This window comes from Vreelandella alkaliphila (assembly GCF_016107625.1).
Lineage (GTDB): Bacteria > Pseudomonadota > Gammaproteobacteria > Pseudomonadales > Halomonadaceae > Vreelandella > Vreelandella alkaliphila.
In genome coordinates this window covers 167920-190751 of sequence record NZ_JABASV010000009.1, presented here as the reverse complement: position 1 = coordinate 190751, position 22832 = coordinate 167920, and the positions used below count along the sequence as shown (strand labels likewise).

Below are 22832 nucleotides of genomic sequence, written 5' to 3'. Positions count from 1 at the left end.
TCACCCTCATCGGCAAGCGCCCACATGAATTACCTGATCAAATTGTTAAAGAGCTATCGAATGGCGTTGCCGTTCGATGTGGGGCGTATTCTACTCATTTCTATTTATTCGTCAACACTTTTTTATCTTGTTGAATGACCACCTAGAAAGAAGATATGCGACTACTTGAGAATACCGTTTGTCTAGTAGGAACTTCATTACGGGCAGCGACCAAACCTATGCTGGCCGACAGTGAAATGGGAAGCGATTTACATAAGCCATTATCAACACGAGGTCGGCGCTTCTTTCATACCAACTCAAGACGTTGCAAAAGTTCTTGGCGACGTGACTCATCAACAAACGCTTCTTCGATTGCATTACGGTTCAGCATGCGGAACACCTCCGCACCCCAGCCAAATGCTTCAGCACAGGCAACATGATTTGTCAGCAACCCACCTCCAAAATAAGCCGGGTCGTCTGAGCTAATTGTCACCTTAAGGTTTTCTTTCAATAACTGGGGAAGAGGGTGATCTCGAAGATCATCAACCACTTTCAGACTGACATTAGACAGCGGGCAAACCGTTAGTACGATTTGACGCTCCCTGAGCCGTTTAACCACTGCGTCACTTTCGAGGCAGCGAACCCCATGGTCAATTCGCTGAACATCGAGAAGATCCAGTGCTTCAGCAATATATTCAGCAGGCCCTTCCTCTCCTGCATGGGCAACACGCACCAAGCCAAGTTCTTTGGCTCGCGCAAACAGTGCCTGGAACTTTACCGGGGGATTATCACGCTCTGCGCTGTCTAAACCAATTGCATCTAAAAACTTCCAGTATGGAGCAGCGTTTTCAAGCACGCTGAGCGCTTCTTCAGCCGGACGATCACGCAAAAAAGCCATAATCACACCAACAGACAGATCAAGCGTTGCCTCTGCCTCTTCTTTCGCATGAAGCAATCCCGCCATCACAACGTCAAGAGGAATACCACGCTGGAGATGGGCCTGAGGGTCAAAATGCATATCAATGTGCACTACCCCTTCCCCACGAGCACGCTTGAAATAATCCATCGCCAAGTCATAAAAATCCTGCTCTGTACGCAGCACGTTCATGCCTTGGTAATAAAGATTTAGGAACCCCTGTAGGTCATCGAACTCGTAAGCTGCTTTTGCCTCTTTAACCGTAGCATAAGGAAGCTCAATACCATTTCGCTTGGCAAGCTCAAACATTAACTCAGGCTCTAGTGAACCTTCGATATGCAAATGAAGCTCTACCTTAGGCAGCTGAAGAAGAAATTCATGCATACGAAACTCCTGTCATTAGGATAAATTATTTCCAACATTATCAAGAGTATCCGTATTTAACTTCCCCCCAGCAAGTCGCCAGTGATAGTTAACGCCAGGCAGCAACGACGGGCATTCTACTTGGTGAATAAAATAGATCGCTGTTCGACCAGTGAGCCAATGATCAAGAGATTTAGCAATATGCATAGCGGTGAAGGCATCCACACCGGCAAAGGGCTCGTCCAAAAGCACGACTGCTGGATCACGCAAGAAAATACGAGCCAATGCCACTCTACGTGATTGCCCTCCTGAGAGCTGCTGCCCCTTTTCGCCGACTTGGGTCATAAGCTGATTTGGTTGCTGCTTTACCCAATCCTTTAGGGCAACTTGAGAGAGAGCTTCCCACAGTTGATCATCGCTTGCCTCAGGGTTCGCGATACGCAGATTCGCCGCTAACGATCCATCAAAAAGATCAATCTGCTGCGTGAGCAAAGCAAAATTCTTGGCACGGCTTTCCACAGTAACGTTAGAAGGCGCACAGTTGGCAACGCAAACCTGCCCCTCTGAAGGCGATATTCTACCCATAACAAGGTTAGCCAACGTTGACTTGCCTACCCCTGAGATACCTGTCACTACTGCTCGCTCTCCGGCAGGCAAGGTAAATGAAGTCTCAGACAGCACCGAATAGGCTGTTGCGGGATAACGAAAAGAAACATTCTTAAACGCCACTGAATGCCCGTGAGAAGCATCAGGCAAGGCCAACGACGGCGCCTCATTCATTATGCTGCTCAGTGCATTTAATCTCCGAGCAGCGCCATAGCTAGCACCGACTTTTAGAAAGGCGTTAGGCAGCGTAGTGAATACTTCATTTATACCCAGCACAGCGATAACCACCATAACAATGATAGGCCCCGACACGTGACCAGCCTCTACAATGAAGCTGCCCAGCCATAATACGCCCACCAACAACATACCGGTCACCGCTAATACTAACGCATTGCCAATGGCCGACTTATAAGCAAGCTGACGCTGATTACTTAGCGCCTGGCCTTCGTGTTGATTAATCCGTGTACGGTACCAAGGGTTGGTCTGGTAACTCATTAGCTCAGCCGACGCTTGTACTTGATCAAGCACTAGACGGCGTAACTCTTCTTGGTCGCTAACTTGCTGGTGGCTATTACCAAACCCCAACCATGCATAACCAAGCGTCACTACAAACCATAGTACGCTCAACACAGCGGCTATCAAACCACCCAACACTGGCACCCAAATAGCGATAAAGCCAGATATAACAAAGATGCTCAATAGCCCAACTAACGGAGGGATAAGCAAGCGCAGATACAAGTTGTCAAGCGTATCAATATCCGACGTTAAGCGACTTAGCCATTCACTCGCGCGGCGGCGCTTAAGGGTTGCTTCATCCAACCTTGTTAAATCCCCAAACACGCGGTAGCGCAAATCAGCTAACAATGTCAGTACGGTATTGTGGTTGTAAAGACGCTCCGCGTAACGCGCCACCGTTCGCAGCAGTGCAAAAAAACGAATACCGCCACCGGGAACATAAATATCCAAAGTAACGGGCAACCCAGCTGCCAACGCTATGCCAGCCAACGCACACGCGGTAATAAACCAACCAGAAAGCCCTAACAGTGCAAGACCTGCCAGGAGCGTCACCAACGCTAATAATGCACCTATAAAAAAGCGCTGACGACGGCGCAGCATTATGAGCAGCCAGGGTTTCATATCGCGATAAAACTGACTCATACCGTCGCCTCAATAAGCTGGCCAGCTTCACAAGTAAAATGGCGATTAGCAACAGCCACCACCGCAGAGTGATGCGTTGCAATAACTAGCGTACGGCCTTCCTTTGCCCAATCCAACAGTGCCTGAATGACAGCCTTCTCAGTGATAGCGTCTAGGCTTGCCGTCGGTTCGTCTAACAAAACCAGTTGCGCCTCGCTAAGGTAGACACGCGCCAGCGTAAGACGTTGCGCTTGGCCACCAGACAGTCCGACACCACGCTCGCCTACCAGACTTTCCAGACCATTAGGTAGCTGGGATAACAACTCACCCAGCCCTGCCCGTTGCAGTGCTCGTACCATTGACGCTTGGTCAGCCTCAGGAGCGGCTAAGCGCAGGTTATCGGCAAGACTTCCCTGAATAATGCAAGGCGTTTGATCCAGCCAGGCGACCTGACCACTGTGGCGATACCGGCACTCACCGCTGCTAGGCATCATAAAACCAGCCATTAAGGCTAGGATGGATGATTTACCGCTACCTGATTCACCGGTAATAGCAACCACGTCACCACGCCGGATGGTAGCGTTCAGGTTGGACAAGACCGTGGCACGCCCCTCATATCCAACACTAGCCCCGCAAAACTCAATAACTGCATTCTCCGGATGAGGCACTGACGTGGCTGAAGGGACCAGATCTGACTCGTTGAGTATTGCCACGATACTTTCAGCTGCCCCTAATGCTGCTGCGCGGTCATGATAGTGCTGGGATAGCGTTCGTAGAGGCTGAAAAAACTCTGGTGCCAGCAATAAAACGGCTAGCCCAGTGAAGAGGGTTAGAGAAGAGGATGGCCCATAGTCGATATAACCAAGTAGACCAAAACCGACATACATGGCCACAACTGCAATCGCCACGGATGCAAAAAACTCAAGCACCGCTGATGATAGAAACGCTAGACGCAGCGTGCGCATACTTAGTCGTCGATAGTCATCAGTGGCATACCAAACATCTTTTTGTGCTGACTTGGTATGGCCAAACAGCTGGAGCGTCGTCATCCCTCTAACTCGGTCTACAAAGTGAGCCGACAAACGCGACACGGCCATGAATTGATCACGATTCAAACGCTCAGCGCCCATGCCTACCAACGCCATAAATAGCGGGATAAGTGGTGCTGAAAGCAATAAAAAAATGGCCACGAGGTAGTCCAGCCATCCAGCAATGCAAAGGATAAGTAGCGGTAAGGCGACGACAATCCTCATCTGAGGATAAAAACGCGCGAAATAACCGTCTAACGCGTCAATATGCTCTACCGCCTGATTCGCTATCGCCCCACTCTGTTGGCGAGTAAGCCAAACGGGCCCAAGCATCGCCACCTTATTTAGCAACTCCTCTCGCGCATGCTGGCGAATACGAAGACTTGCCTCTGCACTACTGGCTTCTTGCATTGCTTGAAGTAGTGAGCGACACAGTACCACTGCCACCAACCCCAAGAAAAAAACTGTCAGTGATGCCGGTGAGCGACCATGAATTACAAGCTGATCAATGCACCATGCAAGCCCCACCACTAGTAAAACCGTAAGCCCCCCTGCAAGCACGCCACCTATTGCGGCTAGCGTGAGCTTTTTGTGCTCACGCCGAGCAAGAGATTTCAACCATGAGCGTGAAGTTAAGGGTATTACCTGATCTGATTGAGAGGTAGCCATAAGGTTAGTGGCACTCCGCACTTGATGGTCGCGCCTTGCCAGCAATGGATACATCCAAGCTAAAGACAACTGCACACACCTTTGTCCAAAATAGCGAAAGACGGTCCCAAGCTGGGTTTTGGGTTTTAAAGAAAAGCCCATGGAGTAATGCTATATAGGAGACCAGCCCGATAGTAAAAACTGGAAAAATTGCATGGAAATATTCCACAAAGGCGAACTGAATTCGCGATAGCACGCAGAGGGCAAGCTCCATCACACTCTCCTAAGACCTGGATAAGCATCCCACTGCGGGGCCACACAAGCTTAGTTAAGCCTTACTGGTGCTGCACTTTAGCAATGAGCATGGGCTCTAGGCACGATGCAGCAACACAGCAACTAAGCCTGAGATTCGAATGTGTTGTCATTTGATGCTGTGACAAACGTTATACACTACTAGCGCTTCTTCAAAACTGTGTCGCATTGACGCAGTTAGGACATCACGACGATGCTAACCATGTAGCCAGTGTAAGCAATGAACATAGAGAGCAGCACGCCACCCTCGATACGGTTTATACGCCGTGGGCGACCCCGCCAAGAGAAAGCAAAGAACACCATCATGAGGGTCATAAAAGTCATGACGCTCCAGTCACGAATTAGCACTTCGCGCCCTACTTCAATGGGTGTAATAAGGCCTGCAAGACCTACCACAGCCAAACTGTTAAACAGGTTAGAGCCTACGACATTACCCAGCACCATATCATGCTCTTTGCGCCGTAAAGCGCTGATAGAGGAAGCAAGCTCTGGTAAGGACGTTCCTATTGCTACGACGGTTAAGCCAATAATTAAGTCACTAACCCCAAAAGCCACCGCTATTTCGACCGCCCCCCACACTAAGATGCGCGAGCTAGCGATTAACAAAACTAGTCCAACTAACGTCCACATAAGCGCCTTGCCACGGGACATGGCTTTACTATCCAGCGCTTCTGAAACTTCACCCACTAGCGGATCATCTTGCTGCCCTCGTGAACGAACAATACTAACCCCGATAAAGAGCGCCAACGCGCCTAGCAGTAAGACTGCTTCTCCACGAGAAATCCAACCGTCATAAAGCATATAACCCGTCAGAAGCATGACACCTATCAACAGTGGCATCTCCTTGCGGATCACACCGGAGTGCACCGCTAAAGGAGCTAGTAACGCGACAAAACCTAAAACAAGGCCAATATTAGCGATATTTGAACCATATGCGTTACCTACCGCTAAACCAGGATTTCCTTGCATGGCCGCCAACACTGACACCATCATTTCTGGTGCAGAGGTGCCAAAACCAATAACCAGCATGCCAATTAATAGAGGCGATAGCCCTAACCACCTAGAGGTAGCTGCAGCACCATCGATAAATTTCTCGGCGCTCCATACGAGAAGCACCAATCCCAAAACTACAGCCAAAAAAGGGAGCAACATTATTTCATTTCCTTAATAACGTAATGTTAGGCACTATCATTAGGCACCATTGCCGAGGCATCCTTGTCTAACTAGTTGGTTAGGTCAAGTGCTGTTTTGGCGGGGCGAAGATAAATCTCGATTTGACAGTAGTATCTGCCCACCGTACTAATTTGGATTCCTCAACGTATTGAGAATTTGCTGTTGCCTCATTTTCAGTTTATTAAACGACCTTCTTTGCAGGTGAACTCACCACAGGTCGACTGCCATCCTCCCGAAACACGCGCCCAGCGTAGACGCTTACGCGCCTGTCACGAGTGTGACTGGGTTTCTGCACTTCCTCCGCTCGGCTCCGGAGAGAAAGCATCCTGCCCACGCTGTTCACATGTGCTGGTAAAGCGACATCGTTATCCTGCTCAGAGAAGCATGGCGCTAGCGCTTTCATCCTTGATAGCACTACTTGCAGCAGTGTCATTTCCGTTTGTGAGCTTTAGCATCAGCGGCATTGGTAATCGTATAGAACTTTCACAGACAGCCACTACGCTCATCTCTTTTCATCAGCCTGTTGTCGCTATCGCTGTCATTATGACCATTGTTGTGCTGCCCGCTATTTATCTAATCGGCGTGATCTGGCTTCAGTTTGGCTTACTTCGCGGCCATCCAATGCCGTTTAGTCGGGACATCGCTCGTTCACTAGCGAGGCTTAACCCATGGATGATGGCGGATGTCTTCATCGTTGGGGCACTGGTGAGTTTGATAAAAATAGCTGGCATGGCACAAGTTGAATTAGGCATCTCCTTTTGGGCATTCAGTGTATTTGCCATCCTCTTACTGTTAACGACACAATCCATTGATTCAGATTGGATGTGGTTCTCTTTAGAGAAAGAACCCCTCGCGCCAGAAGGCACTCTTACAGGAACGACAGCAGCAAGCCAGGGAGTAACCGGCTGCCCAACTTGCGGCCTAATTAATCGCCTTAGCGAGCATGGCACGGGGCACTGTCGGCGGTGCCAAGAAAAGCTCCACCCACGATTACCACACAGCCTACAACGCACCTGGGCACTGCTTTTTGCAGCAGCGGTGATGTATATCCCTGCTAATGTATACCCTATTATGACCACGACTAGCTTAGGGCACTCATCACCCTCAACGATCATTGGCGGGGTTGTCCAACTGGTTCAAATGGGCTCCTGGCCCGTGGCCGTGGTTATCTTTGTAGCGAGCGTTATTGTTCCCGTTGGCAAGCTAGTCGCATTGATTTGGCTCTGTATGGTTATAAAGCATAGCAACGAGCTAAACGCACAAAGCCGAACTCGACTTTATCGGCTGACTGAATTTATAGGCCGGTGGTCGATGGTTGACGTATTTGTGGTTTCAATATTAGTAGCTCTGATTCGCGCGGGGTCGTTAATGTCAATTACACCAGGGCCGGCAGCGCTCGCGTTTGCCGCCGTCGTTGTGTTCACAATGTTAGCAGCCATGACGTTTGATCCGCGCTTAATTTGGGACACACCAACTCCTCGCTCTACACGCCGTAAAACGGCCACCAAGGAAACTGTTGATGGCTAATGATTCAACACCAAATAAAGCCGATACCAACGACAACAACGATTTACATCGTGCGAAGTCATCACCGCAAACACGGCTCTCTCCGATTTGGATCGTGCCAATCGTTGCTGTTGTGATCGGACTGTGGCTTGTCTACGACAACTACGCCAGCCGAGGCACGCTCGTTACACTAACAATGGACAGCGCGGAAGGTATCGAAGCGGGCAGCACGCTTATTCGCAGCCGCAATGTTGAAATAGGCAGAGTCCAAAACGTTCGCTTATCTGATGATCTTTCCCACGCCGTTATGACCGCCCGCATCCAACCAGAAGCGGAAGCTATGCTTAGGGAAGATAGCCGATTCTGGGTGGTAAAGCCGCGCATCGGCCGCGAGGGCATTAGCGGGCTGGGCACGGTATTGTCGGGTGCCTATATTCAGCTAGAGGCAGGTAAGTCTGATGAACCTGAGCGCGAGTTTACGGTAAGTGATACACCACCGGTTGCCCCAGCTGGGCAGGCTGGTTTGCAAATCAGCTTAGTCAGTCAACTGGGTAACTCACTTCGTATAGGCGACCCTGTTTCTTACCAGGGCTATACCGTAGGACGAGTTGAAGATACTCGGTTTGACGCGGAATCTCGCACAATGCACCACCAAGTATTTATTGAAGAACCCTACGGCCAGTTGGTAACGGATAGCACTCGATTTTGGACATCGAGCGGTGTTGATTTTCAACTAGATGCTGATGGTGTACGTGTCAACGTGGAGTCTCTTGAAGCGTTACTGGGAGGTGGCGTTACGTTTGGCGTGCCAGAAGACTTGCCGATGGGGCAACCCGTAGAGCCCAATGCACGCTTTAATCTCTATGCGGATGAAAATACTGCCCGGGAAGGAACCTTCAATCAGTATTTAGAGTACGTGCTATTGGTTGATGATACCGTTCGCGGGTTATCGAAAGGTGCGCCCGTCGAATTTCGCGGAGTAAGAATCGGTACGGTTGCGTCGGTGCCCTGGAATTTTACCGCTCCACAGCCCGACTCACGTTCTCAGTTTGCCATCCCGGTGCTGATTCGAATCGAGCCTCAGCGACTGGGCATTGAGAATGCCGACATCGACATAGAACAGTGGGACTCGCGCTTTAAGCGCCTTTTCGGCTTAGGGCTGCGTGCATCACTCAAAAATGGCAGCCTATTAACGGGTGCACTTTTCGTTGATCTTAATTTTCAACGCGACTTGGCTGATGAATATGTCGCCGAAACGTTCTCCGAGCGGACAGTATTCCCTACCGTCGCTGGCGGCTTTGCACAGATCCAAGCGCAGATAACCAGCCTGCTTGAGAAATTAAACGCGCTTGAAGTTGAGCCATTACTTGCAGGTTTAGACCGAAACTTACAAGCATCTGAAAGTGTGCTCAACGAGATACGCCAAGTAAGCACTTCCATCAACCAGTTGCTGAATGATCCCGATACTCAGGCAGTGGGCGGAAACGTAAATGCGACTCTTGAGGAGCTACGTAACACCTTGCAAGGTGTATCGCCATCATCTCCAGCCTATCAGGATTTAACAACGGCTATTCAACGGCTGGATCGCTTAATGCGCGACTTACAACCACTTACTCGCACATTAAATGAAAACCCAAGAGCGCTTTTATTCGACAACCTGGATACTCAAGATCCCGTGCCTCGCGCACCACGCTAAGAAGGAGCTTACTATGCGCTGTAAGGCAGTCCGCTATTTATCACTATTTGGCCTTTGCATTCTGCTAAGCGCTTGCGCTAGCAGTGTCACACCACCCTCTCGCTACATGCTACCAAGCGAAAATGCAGTGAGTTCACCAAGCCAGCCGATTGGCACACTGCAGGTGCGATCACCACGTTTAGCACACTATCTAGATGTGGACGGTATCGTCATGCAGCTTGATGACATCACCCTAAATGAAGCCCGAGAACACCAATGGGCGGAAAGTATTGGACGCCAATTAGAACGTGCATTGCGTGCTCAACTATCCCAAGAGCTCGCGTCCATTCAGGTCGTTCATGCTGATGGCAATGCACCTGAAGCGCTCACATTACTACTTGAAGTTGATCAATTTCAGGGGCGGCACGATGGGCGAGCGGTCACCAGTGGCCAATGGCAGTTACGCGGCGCGGATAATAACCTACTTGCGCTAAAAAGTTTTTCTGCAGAGACCGAGCTACAGCAGGACGGCTACCCTGCTCTCGTTCGCTCACTTGGCGAAAGTTGGGATAAGGTGGCCCTGCAAATCGCCAATGAGATCCGCGAAGGAAATTATTTTCAGATGTGACATCAGTAAGGCATCCAACCGCTATGTTAAACGCTGAAATGAAGTATCCATGATATACTAAAGGGGTCATCTATCAGCATCACCACGTCACCCCCGATTCGAGCCAATGTCTATTTCACCGTCTTGATCGGCAAAAAAATGACCATCGCGGCATCGTGCTTTATCTGGCAAACTTCGCTGCCGCGAAGGTGTACCATCCTCGCTTTTTGAACATTACGCTCAGTAACGACGGCGCCAAGCGACGTCACTTACTAAGCGATTGCGGAGAACGCATGAGCTTTTCTGAACTTGGTCTGCACGACGATTTACTACGCGCGGTTACCGCGCAGGGCTATACGCAGCCTACCCCTATTCAACAAAAAGCTATCCCCGTTGTACTTGAAGGTCGCGACATGCTCGCCAGTGCCCAAACTGGCACAGGCAAAACCGCTGGCTTTACGTTACCCATGTTACAGCGGTTAGCGAATGGAAAACGTCCCGGCAAACGCCAAGTACGCGCGTTAGTGCTCACGCCTACGCGCGAGCTTGCTGCCCAGGTAGGCGAAAGCGTAACCGCTTACGGCAAGCACCTCTCTTTACGCTCGCATATTATTTTCGGCGGTGTTGGCCAACAGCCACAAGTGGATGCACTCAAAGCGGGGCTTGATGTATTGGTCGCCACGCCAGGTCGGCTACTAGACTTGCATCAGCAGGGCCACGTGGATCTATCGGCCGTCGAAATCCTGGTGCTCGACGAAGCTGACCGCATGCTCGACATGGGATTCATCCATGATATCAAGCGCCTATTGCGTTTAGTGCCAAAACAGCGTCAAAATCTGCTGTTCTCTGCAACATTCTCCAACGACATACAATTATTGGCGCAACAGTTGCTCAACAATCCCGCGTTAATAGAAGTCGCACCTCGCAACACGACCGCTGAAAAAATTGAGCAAACCATTTACCGAGTAGATCGTGATAAAAAACGCGAGCTGCTGGCCCATTTAATTCAGCAGCATGGCTGGTTTCAGGTACTCGTTTTCACACGCACCAAACATGGCGCAAACCGCTTAGCAGAGCAGCTTTCTAAGCAAGACATACCTGCCATGGCCATCCATGGCAATAAGAGCCAAGGGGCTAGAACACGTGCTCTTGGTGCTTTCAAAAGCGGTGATTTGCAGGTACTTGTCGCCACTGACATTGCCGCTCGCGGGCTAGATATCAACGAACTTCCCCATGTCGTTAATTTCGACTTACCCAATGTGGCAGAGGACTATGTTCACCGTATTGGACGTACCGGCCGAGCGGGCAGCGATGGAGAAGCAGTTTCGCTCGTATGTGTCGACGAACACGGTTTGCTGAGTGGGATTGAGCGTCTTATCAAGCAAAACCTGCCTAAACGTATCGAACCCGGTTTTGAACCTGATCCCAACGCTAAGCCCGAGCCGATTGAAAATGGCCGCCGTGGTCAGAAGCAGCCCCGCGCCAAGCGTAAACCGGAAGGACAAGCAGCCAATACTGGCGGTGAACGTCGTCGTCGCGCCCGTCGCTAGCCCTTTGCTTAGGAATATGCGAAGGTTATCGCTTCGCGTATTCCGCTGGTACAGCTTAACTTATTCATGGAGTGATTATGGCGTCGTCTCAACTTATTAACGATTACCGCCAGTGGCTTACCTTTCAACGCCAGGAGCAACTAAGCCGTGAGCACCAAGGTATTTCACAGCGGCTAGAGGATGCCCGAGCATCGGCTGGGCAGGTACTGCAAGCGTATCGCAGCATGGCAGAAAAAGCCTCTACAGAGGGCGCTTGTTATCGCACTCTTTTCTTACGTGAACGTAATGATAACGAATCGCTACCCTGTGAAGGATGGTTATTTGTACGACGGGTACTTAGCGAAGAGAGCAGCACGCGAGTACGGGTAACGTTACTTGAAACCTTTACGCTGGAAGACGGCATTATTACGCCTGGGGATAAACCTGCACGTAAATTAACCCTCGAAATCTACGACAAGCTGAATATTGATAAGGGGATGCGTACCGAGGTGCGCGTAGACTGCTTAGACACGCAGCAAGATTATCATTTCATTACCCTGCTTGATGCGGTACGCGGCGACTTACGCCCCCACCTCAAGTAAATGCCAGCATGGCTTCTCGTCGCACATACACCTTTATTGTTCTGATGTTCGTAGTAGGGCTTAATTTACGCCCTGCTATGTCATCAGTTGCGCCTCTGCTTTCCCGACTGCAAGAAACTGCGGGATTAAGCCCTGCATCAGCGGGCATTTTAACCACATTACCCGTGCTTTTTTTAGGCTTGTCAGCCCCACTTGCTCCCCTATTGGCTAAACAGTTGGGCAGCGAACGGGCCCTGAGTAGTGCACTGCTTTTATTAACCTGCGGTTTAATCTTAAGAGGCATGCCAGTGCCTGGCGCACTTTTTATTGGCTCCGCAATGGCAGGCAGTGCGATTGGCCTTGCAGGCACCCTTCTACCAGCGCTTGTTAAACGAGAGCTGCCCCACAGCGCCGATCTGCTGACTGGTTTATACACCATGGCGTTATGTTTCGGCGGTGCATTAGGCGCTGGTCTTAGTGTTCCGCTAATGCAATGGTTAGGCAGCTGGCAGTTGAGTCTAATGAGCTGGTCACTGTTAGCATTAGTATCCCTGGCACTATGGATGATCAGCATGCCAACGGCTCAACACACCCCGCTCAACCCAAGAACCTCTGCTTCGCTCGCCCAATTAATGCGTAAACCACTCACGTGGCATGTCATGCTGTTCATGGGCATTCAGTCTTCCATGGCTTACATTGTGTTTGGTTGGCTGCCCACCTTATTAGTCTACAGAGGTTATGATGAAGCTGCGGCCGGCTGGACAATGGCCATCTCAATCATGTGTCAGCTAGTTTCAGCACTGGGCGCACCTTGGCTAGCCCGCTTAACCCACGACCAACGCCCTGCCTTACTGCTAGTCCTTTTTAGCACCGCACTAGGGCTTTGGATGTTGCTTATTGCGCCATTAGCCTGGAAGTGGCCCGGCGCGGTACTTCTGGGCATTGGACAAGGCGGCAGCTTTAGCTTAGCGCTCAGTCTGCTGGTGTTACGAACGGCTAACTCACGTCTTGCGGGGCAGCTTTCTGGCTTAGTACAGGGTGGCGGCTATACGTTGGCAGCGCTAGGCCCATTTGGGGTTGGTCTAATGCTGCAAGCCGGAGCAGAGTTAGACCACATAGCATGGCTGCTTATTCTGCTAATTGTTATTTGTTGCGGATTTGCCTTATTGGCTGGGCGTAACCGCCAATTAGACGATCATAGTGGTGAGTTGTTAGTACATCGCGGTTAGCAGTCGCACATGGCAATACCTGCCTCAGTTTGCAGCACCTGCTTCAATAGCATACTGAGCCACGGACACTTAAGCACAGGCACTTAGGCACAAGTACTTAGACACAAGTACCTAGACGCTACGATTGAGAAGCACCCCTTTAGATTCGCCCAATTCAGGAAACGGCTATGAGCATCACTTCTCCCCTGGCAAACGCCGCCCCCACTCAAGAGCGTGTACTGGTCATCTATACTGGCGGCACCATTGGCATGCAGCCAAATGTAAAGGGACTAGCCCCAGGGGGGAACTTTCAAGATCGCATGGCAGACGCACTAAGCCAGCTTCCTATACTGCACCAACATGCCCTTCCCGCTTATGACGTGCTTAGTTATGCGTCATTGATCGACTCAAGTGCAGCGACGCCGCTGACTTGGCAACAGATTGCCAACGATATTGCAGCCCACTTAGCCAACTACCGTGGATTTGTCGTTATCCACGGCACAGATACCCTAAGCTGGACCGCGTCGAGTCTTGCCTATCAGCTACAGGGGATTGACCGCCCGGTTGTATTAACAGGCTCTATGCATCCTCTTGAAATGATTGATAGCGATGCGATCGGCAACCTTTACGGAGCATTAAGGTTTGCTGCAAACGTTGAATTACAGGAGGTGGCGATCTACTTTTCAAATCGCCTTCTGAGGGGTTCACGAGCGATTAAACAGCATACAGAATCCTTAGATGCATTTATCTCACCAAGCTATCCCTGTATCGGTGAACGCGTTGGCGAAGACTTCATTTATTACCCAAGTCGAGGTTTAGGATTTCAACAACGCGGCGCGCCCCGCTTTGAGCTTTCAGACTATCAAGCCGTCTCCGATGGCGCCGTTATCAGACTAGCATTGTGGCCCGGCATATCGCCTTGGCAATTGGAAGCTCTGCTCGGTGATTCGCGCGTAAAGGGGGCTCTACTGCAGCTTTGGGGAGCAGGTAATATACCCAACGACCCTGCACTCATTGATGTCATTGCTAACGCCAGTGGCGAAGGAAAACTGCTGGCCGCGATTAGCCAGTGCCCCCAGGGCAGCATTCATATGGGCGAGTACGCAGCGGGCCATGGCCTAGCAGAAGCGGGCTTACTGTCTGGAGATAACATGACGCCGGAAGCCGCTTTCACCAAACTCGTTCACCTATTGGCTCAACCCCTTTCCATGGACATTCGACGCCAGCGATTTTTAACGTCACTTGTCGGCGAGCGCTAAACGCCGCACGTCGATCAATTCGCACTGGCGTAGTCACTTATACACGCTATGTTTAAACATACGTTAATAACCAAAAAGGAAAGCAGCGTATGGAACGGCCTGTACACCATTTTAGCGAGCTATTTGAACAGCTCGGGCTACGCTCGGATGCAGAATCCATTGAGCACTTTATTCAGCGCCACTCCCCCCTACCTAAAGAAATGCCACTCGCAGAGGCTCCCTGCTGGAACGAAGGCCAAGCTGATTTTCTTCGTGAGGCCGTGGAAGATGATGCTGACTGGGCCGAAGTTGTCGACCACCTTGATGCCTCGATGCACAAACGAGCTTGATTGCTGTTAAACGTCTCTTTGCGCGCCGCTCACTAACGGCGCCAATGTAGCCATTAACTATTGAGGCGAGCTTCAACGCGCTCAAGAATTTGCCTGCTCACTTTTCCCACTAATGGCTTTGCAGCACGGTTCACCGCTTTTTCCACCAATCGATTACGGATTTCATAACTCAGCGTAAGTGATACCTCTGTCCCCTCCGGCACTTCACGCAATTGATAACGACCTTGATTTTTAACGCCTTCCAATGATTCCCATGCCAGCACATAAGGTGGCTTGATCTCGGTTACTGCCACATCAAATGACCAATCCATACCCACCGCGTGGACATGCCAGCGATAACGGTTATCGCCTAAGGTATCAATTGATCTAATCAGATCAGAATAGTCAGCAAAATCTTCAACTCGACTCAGCAGTTCAAACACCCTTTCAGGCTGAGCATTAATAATTTCGCTATGTTCTATGGTGGCCATGGATTCATCCCTTACGACTAGAAGGATTAGCTTAGCATGTTGACCCATGCACATACCGAACGGAAAATGGTACCAATTGCCGCTACCACTGGCCAGGCAAGCCCGCATTGCGTAAACTGCCGTCCTTCCGGACCGGACCCCGGAATCTCATTTAGCGCGACGCTAAAGCACTCAATAAATTCTCCGGCCAATGAGTAATTATTATGTCGTTACCCCCTACCTCTGGCGCAGACGCGTCATCTACCGTTGTGATTTATTCCGGCGGCATGGACTCCTATACCGTTCTTCACCGCGCAATTAAAGAAGGGCTCGAGGTTCATGCGCTCTCATTTGATTATGGCCAACGCCACGCCAAAGAACTGGACATAGCGAAAGCAGTTTGTAAGCAGCACAATATTCCCCATCAAGTCGTTGATATACGTGCTATTCACGGTTTAATTGATAACTCAGCGCTGACCAACCCAGATATATCAATGCCTGAGGGTGACTACGCTGCTGATAACCTCACTACCACCGTTGTCCCTAACCGCAATATGATTCTGCTTTCGTTAGCCATTGCTAAGGCAGTTAATATCGGGGCGGGGCGTGTCGATTACGGCGCCCACGGCGGCGATCATATTCTCTACCCTGACTGCCGCCCTGAATTTGTTCACGCAATGAATCAGGTCGCTGGCATCGCTAATTTTGAACCGATAACGCTGCATGCACCTTATCTAGCAGCGAGCAAAGCCGATATCTTACGCGATGGCTTAGCAATGGGCTTGAACTACCGTGATACCTGGACCTGCTATGAAGGACGCCCACTGGCTTGCGGCAAGTGTGGCAGTTGCCGTGAACGGCTGGCGGCGTTCGCAGCCAACAATACTTCAGACCCACTGGCGTATGAATCTACCCCTGCACAGGTTACCGGCTGATGTATCACGTCAAAGAAGCCTTTTATACCTTGCAGGGCGAAGGTGCACAGGCAGGCCGCGCCAGCGTATTTTGCCGCTTTAGCGGCTGCAATTTGTGGTCTGGGCGTGAAATCGATCGCGCCAGCGCAAAATGCTCCTTTTGCGACACCGATTTTGTCGGTACGGATGGCATTAACGGTGGGCGCTTTAACACACCACGTGAACTCGCTGATCACATTAAAGCCCTTTGGCCAGTTCATGCGGGGAGAGCAACGCCCTACGTGGTATTCACTGGCGGCGAGCCATTACTCCAACTTGATACCCCGCTGATCACGCTACTACACAGCGACGGATTTGAAGTGGCCGTTGAAACGAATGGAACGGTCATACCACCACCAGGAATTGATTGGCTATGTGTTAGCCCTAAGGGCACTAATCCACTGGTGGTCACCCATGGCGATGAGTTAAAGCTGGTTTTCCCACAATCTGCAGCGCCACCCACTCAATTCGCCAATTTGGACTTCAACCACTTTTTTTTGCAGCCGATGGACCACGGCATAGCGCAGAAAAATCACGCGACGGTTCAGGCAACCACCGAGTATTGCATGGCTAACCCCCAGTGGCGGCTATCGCTTCAAACGCACAAAATTGCAGGATTTGAGTAATGGCGTTATTTGTAAATCGTCTCAGCCATATTGATGTTTCACTGTGGTGCCCTACAAAAGGGTTGGTAGGCTGTAGCTGGCAAGTAGATGCTCAACTGGATGGGGAGCTAGGCGAAGACGGTATGCTTTTTGACTTTGGAGAAGTAAAGCCGTGGATAAAGCGCACACTCGATAGTGGCCTAGACCATACGCTGCTCGTACCTATCAACGCGCCCGGCATTAAGGTTACTGACTGCGCTGAAGGTATCTGCATTAGAACAGCGACTCCTTACGAAATGGAAGTTCGCGGGCCAGCCCAAGCATTTACCTTGCTCCCCTGGGATACCATCACTGTTGAGCGTGTCACCCACTATTTAAGCTCACAGCTGACAAAGCAAGAGCAACGGCCAGCCAATGTCCACAGTGTCACACTAACGCTTAGTGACGAGCCTATAGACGGCGCTGCCTATGGCTACACTCACGGACTGAAACGGCATCTCGGCAACTGTCAGCGGATTGCCCATGGCCACCGCTCGCGCCTGTTTATCTGGCAGCATCAGGCACGTCAGCCAGCGCTTGAGCAGCGCTGGGCAGCATGGCTGGATAATCGATATCTGCTTGAAAAGGCCGACATTGAAAGCCAGATTGATGAAAAGCTGACCTGCCGTTACCAGTCTGCACAAGGCACATTTTCGATCACGCTGCCTCAAGAACGCTGCTGTGTACTGCCCAAGCCGACAACCGTCGAGAATATTGCTTTATGGCTTGCCAAGAGTATTGCAGAGCACAGCGGCCATAAAACACTGGTTCAGGCATTTGAAGGAATTGATAAAGGCGCAACGGCAGAAGCCTCGCCATGAGTAGTCACGTTTTCGCAACAGACACCGCCGCCTGCCGAGCAGGCTGCGGTGCTTGCTGTATTGCACCGTCGATCACCTCTTATATACCCGGCATGCCAAATGGCAAACCGGCGGGCGTTCGATGCGCACAGTTAAGTGATGACAATCTATGTAGGTTATTTGGCGATCCTAGTCGTCCTGCCGTGTGTGAGCGGTTCGACTATGATGCTGATGTGTGTGGCGAACACCGTGAAGAGGCGCTCGCCACACTTAACTGGCTGGAATCAACAACCCGTTAGTCACCCAATCAGGTTTCGTTTTCAACACTTACCGCGTGGGGCAACCGTCTATCAAGCAGGCTAACCCAGCGAACAAGCACTGGCGCATCGCTATGGCTCACTTCACTTAATAAGCGTCTAAATGCTTCTTTGGCCTGCAAGTCGTTTGGTGCAATACGCGTCAACCAAAGCTCGAGCGCTGCAAGCTCCTGATGGCGATTGCCATGCTCGCGGGCCTGATTAATGGCCATTTCAGCCAGCGCTTTCACTTCATTAGCAGGGTGGCCGAGCAAATCACGCACTTTAGCTAACTGCGTTGCCAACTCAGGTAAAAAGAGCGTTGTGCGCTCTTTGGCAATGACCAGACACTGATCTAGATAATCTTCAGCCGCTTTTAACTCGCCAAGCTCAATACACGCATCTGAGTACCACAGGACCGGACGCTGATAGCGATCACGTCCATTCAGCTCTGCCATCTGATCCAGGCTGTCCCGCACCTGCACCAAGCCCCCCTGATCGCCCGCAAGAGCTCGCTGCCAGCCAAGAATCCCCTGGGCAGAAATCTGCCACAGTTGCAAATCGGGCGTACCCGTCATTGCAGCAGCACGCTCAGCGTGTCGTGCTGCTAGATGTACATGGCCAAGCTGCCGATAAAGAGCGGCGGAAAACATCAACGCCATGGCAAGCGTACCGGGATGGCCAATTTTTTCAGCCAATCGGATGGCGGAAGAGATATGCCGCTCTGCGCGTTGGTAGTCACCACGCAAGCAGAGCGCCCAACCTTGGAAAGAAGCCGCGGTTACTTGCGGGTGATCAGAGAATGGCAGCCATTCAATCATCATTTGCGCATTGAGCGGGTCAATTTCGTCCAGATGGTCATGCGCTTGCTGAATACGTCCAGCCCAGTATTCGCAATGCGCCCGCGCATAATCTGCCAGCCTTTGGTAGCGCGGATCTTCTAAACGCCCAGCAATGTCTGCCAGCGTCGAGGCAAGCGCAAATGCATCGGCGTGGGCATAGCGCTGACTTCGGCCAACCCATAAGCCCCACTTAACCAAAAATATTTGCTCAAGGTCTTCGGGATCTTCCGTGGCGGCGCCACCCGACTGGCGGAGCAACTCCCTCGCACGCACGAAGCTCTCATGCGCAGTGGGCGAACCATGTCCCTCTAAGGCGAAGGCCGCTTGGCCTCGCACGGTCAGCAGGCTCACTTCGCGCTCAACTTCATGATCCACATGACGCAGGCTAGCAAGTCCGAAGTCTGCCATGCGCAGTGCCGTACGGTTAGCACTCACCTTGAGGGCTTCCCGTGCGGCCAGTTCAAAGTAACGAGCGCCCCTGGCGTAATGGCCACTGCGGCGTAGGTGGGTTGCAAAATCACCTGGGTGGCGGCTAATCCATACAGGGAAGCGCTCTTCAATCAGCGTGACTACCTGCTGATGAAGCTTAACGCGCACGTCCCTAGGACATGAAAGATAAGCGGCTTCTTGCAGCAGTTGGTGGCTAAACTGATGCTCCTGCTCGCCCCCGTCTTTATCCACTGGTTCGATAATTTCCAGTTGACGCATGTGCTCAATTGCTTGGGACAGCCGCAGCTTTTCCCAACCACTGCACTCTTGCAGAAAATCAAGACGGAAACGCTTGCCTAATACCGCCGCTACGTGGGCAATTTCCCGATCACCTTCCAACTGGTCAATTCGGCTAGCCAGCAGTCCTAATAGCCCTTTGGGCAGCTCATCAAACTGTACACTGCGACCTTCGCGGCGATCCATATCTAAACGCCGACAAATCTCTTGCATATACAGCGGCACCCCGTCGCAACGCTCAATGATTTGATTGCGTAGCCGCGGGCTTAAATGAATGCGATACCGGCGGGATAACTGAGAAAGCAAGCGAGACGACTGCTGCGCATCCAGCCTTCCAAGCGTAATTTGCTGATCCCAGTGCAATTTGACCGGCAGTGACTCTCGGCCATGGTGACTGGCGACCAGCATAAAGGCAGTATTGATCGGCAACCGAGCTTGTAGCCCTGCCAACACCTTGAATGAAGGTTCATCAAGCCATTGCAGATCATCAATCATTAGTACCAATGTCCGTGAACTGGCCAGATGATCGATTAAGCGGTGTAACAGCTTTACAACTAGCTCAATAGCCTCACCATTCTGAGTTAACTGAGCAACTTCTTGAACATCACGCACACCGAGCGCTTCTTCAAGCAGTTGCTGACGTTCATCCTCCAGAGGCTCTAAGGAGAGCGTTTCTTGCAGTTGGCGAACAGCTTCACAAGTTGGCGTAGCTTCAACATACCAAGCGAGTAGAGTACGTGCGACACCGTAGGGCTCTAGCACCGATAGCCGCGTCGTTGGCTGCCAACAAATGGCAGCATCACGACTCAGTTCTAACTGGCGAAAACCCACCATTAACGCAGATTTACCCATCCCGGATGCACCACGTACTAGCACGCTCTGGCGCAAGCCAATGCCTGCCCTCGCCAACGCGTCTCTTAGCGTGCGTAGTGATGTTTCTCGACCCACTAAACTGGGAGGTAGCGCATCCCTACCGCCCTCATTCACTCCCAGCACTAATGCTCTCAAGCGGACGCGGCCATCGCTAGCCACTAAGCGAGATACCAACCGCGGTTGCAAATCAAGTGCAGGCGGCATGTGCTGGCTGGCTTCTTGAGAAATTACCAACTCGCTACCTTCTGCGGCACTCATTAACTCCAGTGATACTTGGGTTACTTGGCCAAGCGGGTCAGCTAGCTGACGTTCAGGTAGATAAACCACTCTTCCGCTATTAAGACCTGCGGCGAGCTCAAATTTTGGAGGATCACCGTCACCGACCCAGTGACGCTGGGACTCTAAAGGCAACGCCAGGCGGCAGTGTTCATAAAGTGCAACCAGCTCTGCCAACTGATGAGCCGGACCATGGGTACCAAAGCAGGCCAAGCCAAGCCCACCTGTTGCGCCCGGCAACCAGAAGCCACCCAAGTGATGACACTGCTGTTCTAACCAGCGCAGTAGCTCTAATTGAAGCGCCAAACAGTTCCGAGTAGCCGCGCGATCTTGCCAATCACCTTGTAACTTAAGCCGGATAGCCATCACAGATAACTGGCGCAGCTCAATTTCATCTTCGCGAAGAGGCTTACTATCCGCGGCCAACACGCGCGAAAAAGCGCCTTGCGGGCTCAATACACGCGGATCATGGTGACCATCTGACCAATAATTAGCTAACTGTAGAAAGCTCGGTTCGGGCTGCTGCCCAGAAAGTGCTAACAACTGTAAATAGCTGTTGTACTGTTCATGGGCAGCCGCCATCTGATTTTGCTCAGCCAACTGACGTACTAGGCGCTCATGGAATGGTCCGTAGCCAGAAAAGCGGCTGACTAAACCTTCCAATAAATTGTCAGGTACATCGGAGTGGGCATCTAACACCTGCTCAGCGAAACGGATAACACGCTGACGCCACTCGTTTCGTACTTGAACTAACCAGCGCTGAAATTCGCTGCAGTTGGCAAGCTGGAGTTCTTCTATCAAATCCCCCTGATAACACGACATCACCTCTTCAAGGTTCGCCAAATCTCGAGGGCCTTCCAACAATTGCTGTAATTCGTGCAAGTCAACCCGCCAGTGGGCGGGCAACTGAAAAGCGATGGTCTGGCGAGATACGTTCAACACTTGCTCGGCATTGTCCCCCATCGACTGACGCAGACAGTGAAGCGCATGACGTAGGTTGGTTCTGCCCGATGACAGCCCCTGGTCTGGCCAAAGTAACTCTGCGAGGGAAGCTCGGTTGACCGGCTGTCGGTGCAGCAACAAATAAACGAGCAGCGCTTTTACCTTGTCATAACTGAAGTGCGTCAGCACATCTTCTCCTTGTGATAAAGAGAAATGGCCAAACAGGGTCAGTTGGTCTGTCTCACGAGCATCGCGCATGATACATATCCTACCTAGACTAGCGGTGGCTTAAGCAGGCACACCGCTATGAAAACGAAAAGTCGTATCTGGCGAAGTAATCAACTCCGCTTCACGCGCCACAAAAAAGGCGATTCTGTCATCTATTGATGCCGATGTTTGCTGTCTGGCAAGCAGCAAATAGTCTTCAAAGTGACGGCCTTCTGACTTCACTAACGTGCGATAGAACTTGGCAAGCTCTTCATCTAAATAAGGAATTAAGCGCGCAAAGCGCTCGCAGCTACGTGCTTCAATGAGCGCACCAATAATTAACACATCAATTAAACGGTCAGGATCATTGCTACGCACATGCTTGCGCAAGCCTTCGGCATAGCGTGACGCAGTAAGGTGACTATACGCCACGCCTCGCTTCTCCATTAAGCCAACTACCTGCTCAAAATGCAGTAGTTCTTCTCGAGCCAGCTGCGACATCTTGCTTAATAGTAACGGCTGATCAACGTAACGATAGAGCAAGCTCATTGCCGTTGAAGCGGCTTTTTTCTCACACTGAGCGTGGTCAATAAGAAGTATCTCTGGGTTATCCAGCGCCCATTGCAGCCAAGCATCAGGCGTTGAGCAAGCAAGAAACTGATGGAGACATTCTGGCAGTAAATCATCCGCTTGAAGCGCATGACCTACAGGTTGCAACATATTTAATTGTATCGACATAACACCATTACCAAGCGCTTATCTCACTATTGTACAACATATAAACGCCCTGGGCGTTTGTTCCCTGCCATTACGCTCGCTGTTGAAAGAGCCGTAACAGCACTTTTTATATAGCACATATCTAATATATAATTACGCTTATATTGCAGCTCCACACCACAATACCCGCGATTCAACTGCCGTAGTGATAATAATACGACGAAATAATCAAGCAGTATGGTAACGCGGCA

19 protein-coding genes and 1 pseudogene are annotated in these 22832 nt (G+C 51.0%); 12 read left to right on the top strand and 8 right to left on the bottom strand.

Going from position 1 to position 22832, the window contains the following annotated elements:
* Positions 1-286 precede the first annotated feature (286 nt).
* The 5 genes and pseudogenes from JFC11_RS14695 to JFC11_RS14675 form a co-directional block, all read right to left on the bottom strand.
* Complete coding sequence (locus JFC11_RS14695; protein WP_038483855.1) at positions 287-1279, bottom strand: adenosine deaminase; 993 nt, start codon at positions 1277-1279, stop codon at positions 287-289.
* Positions 1280-1294: 15 nt separating this feature from the next.
* Entirely contained in the window at positions 1295-3022 is a 1728-nt protein-coding gene (gene cydC, locus JFC11_RS14690; protein WP_198349842.1) for a thiol reductant ABC exporter subunit CydC, read from the bottom strand.
* Positions 3019-4698: a thiol reductant ABC exporter subunit CydD gene (gene cydD / locus JFC11_RS14685; RefSeq protein ID WP_198349841.1), complete on the bottom strand. Its 1680-nt coding sequence runs from the start codon at positions 4696-4698 to the stop codon at positions 3019-3021. Before cydD ends, cydC begins: the two co-directional genes overlap by 4 nt.
* A gap of 49 nt (positions 4699-4747) precedes the next feature.
* Positions 4748-4951, bottom strand: a pseudogene (locus JFC11_RS14680) (cytochrome ubiquinol oxidase subunit I); the annotation flags it as partial.
* A gap of 215 nt (positions 4952-5166) precedes the next feature.
* Positions 5167-6141: a calcium/sodium antiporter gene (locus JFC11_RS14675; RefSeq protein ID WP_120387013.1), complete on the bottom strand. Its 975-nt coding sequence runs from the start codon at positions 6139-6141 to the stop codon at positions 5167-5169.
* A 201-nt stretch (positions 6142-6342) separates the two neighbouring features.
* Here JFC11_RS14675 and JFC11_RS14670 point away from each other — a divergent pair, with 201 nt between their 5' ends.
* From JFC11_RS14670 to JFC11_RS14635, 8 genes are all read left to right on the top strand, one after another.
* The gene (locus JFC11_RS14670) at positions 6343-7689 is read left to right on the top strand and encodes a paraquat-inducible protein A (protein ID WP_038486739.1); all 1347 of its coding nucleotides are present in this window, start codon (positions 6343-6345) and stop codon (positions 7687-7689) included.
* Positions 7682-9364 (top strand): intermembrane transport protein PqiB, encoded by a 1683-nt coding sequence (pqiB, locus tag JFC11_RS14665; protein WP_198349840.1) that lies wholly within the window; start codon positions 7682-7684, stop codon positions 9362-9364. The genes JFC11_RS14670 and pqiB overlap by 8 nt, the downstream gene beginning before the upstream one ends.
* 13 nt (positions 9365-9377) lie before the next feature.
* The gene (locus tag JFC11_RS14660; RefSeq protein ID WP_038483834.1) at positions 9378-9971 is read left to right on the top strand and encodes a PqiC family protein; all 594 of its coding nucleotides are present in this window, start codon (positions 9378-9380) and stop codon (positions 9969-9971) included.
* A 272-nt stretch (positions 9972-10243) separates the two neighbouring features.
* Positions 10244-11500 carry a DEAD/DEAH box helicase gene (locus JFC11_RS14655; RefSeq protein WP_089038216.1) on the top strand — a complete coding sequence of 419 codons (1257 nt, stop codon included), beginning with the start codon at positions 10244-10246 and terminating at the stop codon, positions 11498-11500.
* 77 nt (positions 11501-11577) lie between these two features.
* Entirely contained in the window at positions 11578-12081 is a 504-nt protein-coding gene (locus JFC11_RS14650; protein WP_038483828.1) for a hypothetical protein, read from the top strand.
* Positions 12082-12089: 8 nt separating this feature from the next.
* Entirely contained in the window at positions 12090-13289 is a 1200-nt protein-coding gene (locus JFC11_RS14645) for an MFS transporter (RefSeq protein ID WP_198349839.1), read from the top strand.
* 167 nt (positions 13290-13456) lie between these two features.
* Complete coding sequence (locus tag JFC11_RS14640) at positions 13457-14527, top strand: asparaginase (RefSeq protein ID WP_120387018.1); 1071 nt, start codon at positions 13457-13459, stop codon at positions 14525-14527.
* Between the two features lie 89 nt (positions 14528-14616).
* A complete protein-coding gene (locus JFC11_RS14635; RefSeq protein WP_038483819.1) occupies positions 14617-14856 on the top strand; it encodes a DUF2789 domain-containing protein in 240 nt (79 codons plus the stop codon).
* 53 nt (positions 14857-14909) lie between these two features.
* On the opposite strand, the gene JFC11_RS14630 is transcribed toward JFC11_RS14635, so the two are convergent.
* Positions 14910-15326, bottom strand: coding sequence for an SRPBCC family protein (locus JFC11_RS14630; protein ID WP_038483816.1), 417 nt, complete (start codon positions 15324-15326; stop codon positions 14910-14912).
* Positions 15327-15529: 203 nt separating this feature from the next.
* On the opposite strand from JFC11_RS14630, the gene queC reads away from it, so the two are divergent.
* The 4 genes from queC to JFC11_RS14610 are packed head-to-tail and all read left to right on the top strand — an operon-like array spanning position 15530 to position 18001.
* Complete coding sequence (gene queC, locus JFC11_RS14625) at positions 15530-16240, top strand: 7-cyano-7-deazaguanine synthase QueC (RefSeq protein WP_198349838.1); 711 nt, start codon at positions 15530-15532, stop codon at positions 16238-16240.
* The gene (gene queE / locus JFC11_RS14620) at positions 16240-16884 is read left to right on the top strand and encodes a 7-carboxy-7-deazaguanine synthase (protein ID WP_198349837.1); all 645 of its coding nucleotides are present in this window, start codon (positions 16240-16242) and stop codon (positions 16882-16884) included. Before queC ends, queE begins: the two co-directional genes overlap by 1 nt.
* Entirely contained in the window at positions 16884-17723 is an 840-nt protein-coding gene (locus JFC11_RS14615; protein ID WP_038483809.1) for a 6-pyruvoyl trahydropterin synthase family protein, read from the top strand. Before queE ends, JFC11_RS14615 begins: the two co-directional genes overlap by 1 nt.
* Complete coding sequence (locus JFC11_RS14610) at positions 17720-18001, top strand: YkgJ family cysteine cluster protein (RefSeq protein WP_120387021.1); 282 nt, start codon at positions 17720-17722, stop codon at positions 17999-18001. Before JFC11_RS14615 ends, JFC11_RS14610 begins: the two co-directional genes overlap by 4 nt.
* Positions 18002-18009: 8 nt before the next feature.
* Here JFC11_RS14610 and JFC11_RS14605 read toward each other — a convergent pair whose 3' ends face one another.
* Positions 18010-21915 carry an ATP-binding protein gene (locus JFC11_RS14605; protein WP_198349836.1) on the bottom strand — a complete coding sequence of 1302 codons (3906 nt, stop codon included), beginning with the start codon at positions 21913-21915 and terminating at the stop codon, positions 18010-18012.
* Between the two features lie 30 nt (positions 21916-21945).
* The gene (locus JFC11_RS14600) at positions 21946-22602 is read right to left on the bottom strand and encodes a MiaE family protein (protein ID WP_198349835.1); all 657 of its coding nucleotides are present in this window, start codon (positions 22600-22602) and stop codon (positions 21946-21948) included.
* Positions 22603-22832: the final 230 nt, after the last annotated feature.

Coding starts and splice junctions, on each gene's coding strand:
- JFC11_RS14675 (WP_120387013.1), bottom strand. CDS start 6,141: ATGTTGCTCCCTTTTTTGGCTGTAGTTTTGGGATTGGTGCTTCTCGTA.
- pqiB (WP_198349840.1), top strand. CDS start 7,682: ATGGCTAATGATTCAACACCAAATAAAGCCGATACCAACGACAACAAC.
- cydD (WP_198349841.1), bottom strand. CDS start 4,698: ATGGCTACCTCTCAATCAGATCAGGTAATACCCTTAACTTCACGCTCA.
- JFC11_RS14655 (WP_089038216.1), top strand. CDS start 10,244: ATGAGCTTTTCTGAACTTGGTCTGCACGACGATTTACTACGCGCGGTT.
- JFC11_RS14615 (WP_038483809.1), top strand. CDS start 16,884: ATGGCGTTATTTGTAAATCGTCTCAGCCATATTGATGTTTCACTGTGG.
- JFC11_RS14640 (WP_120387018.1), top strand. CDS start 13,457: ATGAGCATCACTTCTCCCCTGGCAAACGCCGCCCCCACTCAAGAGCGT.
- JFC11_RS14630 (WP_038483816.1), bottom strand. CDS start 15,326: ATGGCCACCATAGAACATAGCGAAATTATTAATGCTCAGCCTGAAAGG.
- queE (WP_198349837.1), top strand. CDS start 16,240: ATGTATCACGTCAAAGAAGCCTTTTATACCTTGCAGGGCGAAGGTGCA.
- cydC (WP_198349842.1), bottom strand. CDS start 3,022: ATGAGTCAGTTTTATCGCGATATGAAACCCTGGCTGCTCATAATGCTG.
- JFC11_RS14695 (WP_038483855.1), bottom strand. CDS start 1,279: ATGCATGAATTTCTTCTTCAGCTGCCTAAGGTAGAGCTTCATTTGCAT.
- JFC11_RS14650 (WP_038483828.1), top strand. CDS start 11,578: ATGGCGTCGTCTCAACTTATTAACGATTACCGCCAGTGGCTTACCTTT.
- JFC11_RS14660 (WP_038483834.1), top strand. CDS start 9,378: ATGCGCTGTAAGGCAGTCCGCTATTTATCACTATTTGGCCTTTGCATT.
- JFC11_RS14605 (WP_198349836.1), bottom strand. CDS start 21,915: ATGCGCGATGCTCGTGAGACAGACCAACTGACCCTGTTTGGCCATTTC.
- JFC11_RS14610 (WP_120387021.1), top strand. CDS start 17,720: ATGAGTAGTCACGTTTTCGCAACAGACACCGCCGCCTGCCGAGCAGGC.
- queC (WP_198349838.1), top strand. CDS start 15,530: ATGTCGTTACCCCCTACCTCTGGCGCAGACGCGTCATCTACCGTTGTG.
- JFC11_RS14600 (WP_198349835.1), bottom strand. CDS start 22,602: ATGTCGATACAATTAAATATGTTGCAACCTGTAGGTCATGCGCTTCAA.
- JFC11_RS14635 (WP_038483819.1), top strand. CDS start 14,617: ATGGAACGGCCTGTACACCATTTTAGCGAGCTATTTGAACAGCTCGGG.
- JFC11_RS14645 (WP_198349839.1), top strand. CDS start 12,090: ATGGCTTCTCGTCGCACATACACCTTTATTGTTCTGATGTTCGTAGTA.